Origin of the sequence: Senegalimassilia anaerobia JC110, from assembly GCF_000236865.1 — a bacterium.
In the GTDB taxonomy this organism is placed as follows: Bacteria; Actinomycetota; Coriobacteriia; order Coriobacteriales; family Eggerthellaceae; genus Senegalimassilia; species Senegalimassilia anaerobia.
Genome location: NZ_HE611016.1, coordinates 505,044 through 510,350, shown reverse-complemented (window position 1 = coordinate 510,350; position 5,307 = coordinate 505,044). Strand labels below are relative to the sequence as shown.

General features: G+C 54.9%; 5 protein-coding genes. 3 read left to right on the top strand and 2 right to left on the bottom strand.

Annotated features, from left to right (window positions below; genetic code table 11):
* The first annotated feature begins 341 nt into the window (after positions 1–341).
* The 3 genes from SFHG_RS08205 to nrdG all read left to right on the top strand — a co-directional run bounded on the left by SFHG_RS08205 (position 342) and on the right by nrdG (position 3,947).
* A complete protein-coding gene (locus SFHG_RS08205; protein WP_042436083.1) occupies positions 342–1,622 on the top strand; it encodes an O-acetylhomoserine aminocarboxypropyltransferase/cysteine synthase family protein in 1,281 nt (426 codons plus the stop codon).
* A 675-nt stretch (positions 1,623–2,297) separates the two neighbouring features.
* Entirely contained in the window at positions 2,298–2,882 is a 585-nt protein-coding gene (locus SFHG_RS08200; RefSeq protein WP_052297882.1) for an NAD(P)H-dependent oxidoreductase, read from the top strand.
* Positions 2,883–3,368: 486 nt separating this feature from the next.
* Positions 3,369–3,947, top strand: a complete 579-nt coding sequence (gene nrdG, locus SFHG_RS08195) for an anaerobic ribonucleoside-triphosphate reductase activating protein (RefSeq protein ID WP_042436081.1) — start codon at positions 3,369–3,371, stop codon at positions 3,945–3,947.
* A 5-nt stretch (positions 3,948–3,952) separates the two neighbouring features.
* Here nrdG and SFHG_RS08190 read toward each other — a convergent pair whose 3' ends face one another.
* Complete coding sequence (locus SFHG_RS08190; protein ID WP_052297881.1) at positions 3,953–4,144, bottom strand: hypothetical protein; 192 nt, start codon at positions 4,142–4,144, stop codon at positions 3,953–3,955.
* 103 nt (positions 4,145–4,247) lie between these two features.
* Positions 4,248–5,307: DUF6020 family protein (locus SFHG_RS08185; RefSeq protein ID WP_162096577.1), on the bottom strand; the 1,060-nt coding region annotated here is incomplete at its 5' end.

Below are 5,307 nucleotides of genomic sequence, written 5' to 3'. Positions count from 1 at the left end.
CCCTTTTCGTGTGTTGGGCGGCATTGCCCGGCGGGATGCCGCGATCGACGCCGCGGGCTGCCGAGCTGGCCGGTAGATTGCACAGGCGCGCCGCAGGCGAGGCTGGGCTTGCGAGGGGATTCGTCTCGCGTGTTCTATCTAGACTTGAGAGTAGCTTTCGCTCTGCTTGTTTTCGTGGCACCTTTTCATCTGCTGTATTGTTGCGTATTGTCTCTCGCTTTCGTTGGAGTTTTCCTTTTCTCGGGTTGTTGGCCATCGTTTTGGTAGGTTTGATACGGCATACTAATTGTTTGGCATCATAATCATGTTTCGATGTTGCTTTGTTGAGATGAGGAGTTGGTATGAGCGAGCATATGGGCACTACGTGTGTGCAAGGTGGTTATCGTCCGGGTGATGCGGAGCCGCGTCAGATTCCGATTTATCAGTCCACTACTTGGAAGTACGATACTTCGGAGCATATGGGTAAGCTGTTTGACCTGGAGGAATCTGGCTACTTTTATACTCGTTTGCAGAATCCGACCAATGATTATGTTGCTGCGAAGATTTGCGAGATGGAGGGCGGCGCTGCTGCAATGCTGACTAGCTCCGGTCAGGCTGCGAACTTCTTTGCTGTATTCAATATTGCCGGTGCTGGCGATCATGTTGTTGCTTCCAGTGCTATCTATGGTGGCACCTACAATCTTCTGGCTCATACCATGCACCGTATGGGTCTTGAGTGTACGTTTGTGAGCCCTGATTGCTCTGATGAGGAGCTCGAGGCCGCTTTCCGTCCGAACACCAAGTGCGTGTTTGGCGAGACGATTGCGAACCCCGCGCTGGCTGTTCTGGATATCGAGCGTTTTGCCAATGAGGCGCATGCTCATGGCGTGCCGCTGATTGTGGACAACACGTTCCCGACGCCGGTGAACTGCAATCCGATCAAATGGGGTGCGAACATCGTTACGCATTCCACCACCAAGTATATGGATGGTCATGGTGCGTGTGTGGGCGGCTGCATTGTTGATGCAGGCACGTTTGACTGGATGGCGCATGCTGACAAGTTCCCCGGGCTCACGACTCCGGATGAGAGTTACCACGGGGTTGTGTATGCAGAGAAGTTTGGGCAGGGCGGTGCGTTCATCACGAAATGCACCTCGCAGCTTATGCGTGACTTCGGCTCGATTCAGAGCCCTCAGCATGCTTTCATTCTGAATCTTGGTTTGGAAAGCCTGCATGTGCGCATGCCTCAGCATTGCAAGAATGGCCAGGCTGCTGCTGAGTTTTTGCAGGCGCATCCGAAGATCCGCTTTGTTCGCTATCCTGGTTTGGCGGGCGATCAGTATTATGAGCTGGCTCAAAAGTACATGCCCAATGGTACGTGCGGTGTGGTGTCCTTTGGTTTTGAGGGCGGTCGCGCTGCGGCTGAGCAGTTCATGAAGAGTCTGAAGCTGGCTCAGATTGCCACGCATGTCGCCGATGCTCGCACGTGTGTGCTGCATCCGGCTAATGCTACGCATCGCCAGATGAATGACGAGGAGCTGGTGGCTTGCGGTATCTCTCCGGATATGGTGCGTTTGAGCTGCGGCATCGAGTCTACTGAGGACTTGCTGGCCGATTTGGAGCAGGCGCTCGCAACGGCGTAAGGCGGTTTTAAGATGTCAGCTTGCGGGGGGTTTGCGCCGTATGCTGCGTCAATTGCCCGACTTGTATCAGTGGGTAGTTGTTTAAGGGTTTCGTAGCTTTTCGTGATTGCTGTATTGGCGATGTCCTTGTTGATGTCGTTTGTAGCTTGCCCGCTTGCGCTCGAGTCTCTTGCTTTGCGTTATAGGGCGTTTTGTTCGAGCTCTTGTAGTCGCGAATTTGCGCCGTTATCGTTTCGTATGTTTTCCCGCTTGTTCTTGCGATGGCGCAATATGCCCGTATATTTTGATGGCGGTCTGCCGGTACTATCCGGCAGACCGCCTTTTGCATAGGTTTGAGCGTTCCGGAATACTGCTTGTGGTACGCATCGGGAAGCCACAGTTTGCGAAATAATCCAGGACAGATATTAGTGATGGCATTCGGCTTAGAATCCGCGCCTGCTGGCTTTATCGGCTTGTAGAATCAACGGCGGGGCCAATTGGCGGCTCGGGAAAAGCACGGCTGCAGCGTGGTTTATGGTGATGTTATTCGCGGTACCGGCGATTTGATTCGGGATGCGAGGCGGGTTGATTTCTCGCTGAGTTTGTTTCTGGTGTTTTGCTATACGGTTTGAGTTGAGCCGTGGTACCGTTGGCATGATAGTTGAATTTGGGCATGAATAGAGATTGGTGAGCCTGATGAAGAAGCTGCTGTATATCGATAGCTGCGTGTTGCGTGAGACTTCGCGTACGAAGCGGATTGCAGATGCTTTGGTTGAGCATTTGCTGTCTACTGGCGAATACGTTCTTGAGCAGCTGGTGCTTGAGGACCTGGGGCTTCTTCCGTTGACTTCGAAGACGTTGGTGCGTCGCAATGAATTGCGTTACGCGGAGGATTATGATGACGCCATGTTTGACTTGGCTCATCAGTTTGCCGAGGCGGATGAGATCGTCATTTCTGCGCCGTTTTGGGAGGGCGCTTACCCGGCGTTGCTGAAGGTGTATTTCGAGCACATCAGCGTGGTGGGCATTGTGAACCGCTATACCGATCATGGCCCTGTTGGCATGTGTCGGGCTAGCAAGCTGCATTATGTTACTACGCGCGGTGGTTTTGCGACCGATGAGCAGGACCTGGGCTGGCAGAACGTGAAGGGTTTGGCTAAGGTCTACGGCATCGAGCATGCTGACTGCATTAGCGTGAATGCCACCGACGTGCCTATGACCGATGTCGATGCAGCGGTGGCTGCTGCGATCGCCAGTATTCCTGCGCTTGTTGAGGAATAGGGTTAGCCAGCGTGCGGCTGGAAGCTATTTTCAGCAGGTTGCGATATCTCTGCAGTGCGTTTATTTGAGCATTGGGCGGTTTTGCGTGCTGTCTGCGCCTGGCGGGGTCATTGGGATGCGCGAATGGTGCTGGGGCTCTTCTGCAGCATTTGCGCAGGTTACGGTATGGGTATTGATCTGTCGTTAGCTAGGCTCTTTTTTTGCTGAGATTGCGCTTCCCTGTGGCTACATGATGTTGTCGCCGATGGGTTTGCGGGGTTGACTGCCATCGAAAGGCATTTATGTTTTGAGTGCAGCATAGGTGCCGAATTGCGCGGCTTTGACAGCCTCGTTGTGTCAGGATTGCGCTTCATTGCGGCTGCTTTACTAAAACCGTTTGCCGGAACGCTGGTGGTATGGGTTGCACGTAGTAGAGCGAAGAATCATGATAGGTAGAACCAACTTGTTGATACCGCTGCTGTGTTTTGCGAATGGGGCTGGTGGGATATGAATTACTCTGAGATTAAATACTTCGACATCGCCAATGGTGAGGGCGTGCGCACCAGCCTGTTCGTGTCGGGGTGTCGTCATGGGTGCCCGGGTTGCTTCAACCCCGAGCAGTGGGATTTTACGGCGGGGAAGCCGTTTTCGTCTGAAGTGCAAAACGAAATCATCGAGAGCCTGGCGCCAGAATATGTCGACGGTTTGAGCCTTTTGGGTGGCGAGCCTATGGAGCCGGAAAACCAGCGCGCCTTGGTCGATTTCGTCGAACGCGTGCGTGAGGCGTATCCTGAGAAGACGATTTGGTGCTACACGGGCGATCTGCTTGAGGATTTGCGGAATCCTGAGAGTCCGCGTCACACCGAGGTGACCGATCGTTTGCTGGTGGCTATCGATGTGCTGGTGGATGGCCCGTTTGTGCAGGCGCATCATGACATCACGCTGCGGTTTCGGGGGTCCTCGAACCAGCGCATCATTGATTTGCCCAAAACCTTGGCTTCGGGCAAAGTTGCTCCGTGGCGCGACGACCCGCAGTTCGTCAGCCACGTGATGGTGGCCAGCGACACGGAGGAGCCGCAGGGCTAGCTCTTTTATCTTATTGCCTTTAACGCTGCGAGTGCGTCGGTGGGCGTGAACGTGGCGACGGTCACGTGCTTGATCAGCTGCTCGTCATTGGTGACAAGAGCCAGGTTGTCCTCGAAATCGCCGTGAACGGTGCGCGGCTTTGCGGCACGCCACATATCGGCGCGCACGATGCTCGCTGCAACGGTGTTCTCGCGCATATGGTTGACTGCGCTTCAGACGAATTCGTTAGCCATGGCGGCATCGTTTTGTGTTAGCGTTCCCTTCTGCTGGCGGATGCACCTTTTGCATCATCGCCAACCATCAGACGGTGCGCGTCTTTGGTGATGCGAATATCTTTGAGAGCCTTGCGCGCTGTTCAATAGGAACCGGCCGCCGTCTTACACTGCCTGTGCAGTACAGCATCACCACGTAAAATGGCAACAAGAATTGCAGGGCGACCGCGTAGCGTTCCCAGTACCAGATCGGGGAGGCGACCAGCAATGCGGCGATGATCGCGGTGGTTGGGACCAGTGAAACGAACCATGCCGATTTCTTGCAGTTGAACAGGGCGATTGCCGCGAAGAGAGCGAACCAGGAGAGCCATCCGATGGGAACGAAGCCCTGGTCGGTGCACAGCAGGCTATGCACTGCGTCATTGCCGAGCTTGTTTTGTGGATAGATTTCCCATGCTTCGAGACTTACCGGATCTTGGCTGTTACGCGGCACCCCGGCTGCGATGTTCCTGTTGTGCGATAACGCCTGCGGTTGATTAATGGACCAATAGCCCACGGTTTGCAGTTCCCACGATTCGAGATACGTTACCGGGTTTTTGATTCCCATGGACAGCCAATGTCGCCAGAAGTCGTCCGACAAGGCCTCTTCGTTGAACTCGGGGTTCCACTTAACGGAATCCACGCATGTTGGCGTGTAAACGGTTTCATAGAGCTCCAGGGGAAGCAACTCGTTGAGGTAACGCTCGTCTCCGTCCGATATGATTCCGCCGGTTGCGGCGACGCGCCCCATTTGGTTGAGCGGGATGCCGATCCCTTCGGCTTTTGCGGCGGGCGTGACGCCCAATGCGTTGAAAACGGGCCCGGTGAGCAGCATCGCCGCGATCGCCGTTGCCGCACCGATGGCAGCGGGTTTCTTGTATGCGCTCCGGCATCGCAGCGCCATCGCGGCCAATACGACCGCGAGCAGTATCACCACCAAGATCCCGTTGCTTCTGAACAGGCATGCGACCAGGCACGAGAGGGCGAATACAGGCAGCCAGGCTTTCTCGGTTTGAAGGACACGCCCCTTCGATGCCACCAGGTCGAAAATCAGCAACGTCAACATCAACACGGCCGCGGAGAACAACGGGTCCTTCCACATGGCAATG

Excerpts from the sequence above, each read along its gene's own strand:
- SFHG_RS08205 (WP_042436083.1), top strand. The coding sequence starts at position 342 with ATGAGCGAGCATATGGGCACTACGTGTGTGCAAGGTGGTTATCGTCCG.
- SFHG_RS08200 (WP_052297882.1), top strand. The coding sequence starts at position 2,298 with ATGAAGAAGCTGCTGTATATCGATAGCTGCGTGTTGCGTGAGACTTCG.
- nrdG (WP_042436081.1), top strand. The coding sequence starts at position 3,369 with ATGAATTACTCTGAGATTAAATACTTCGACATCGCCAATGGTGAGGGC.
- SFHG_RS08190 (WP_052297881.1), bottom strand. The coding sequence starts at position 4,144 with ATGCGCGAGAACACCGTTGCAGCGAGCATCGTGCGCGCCGATATGTGG.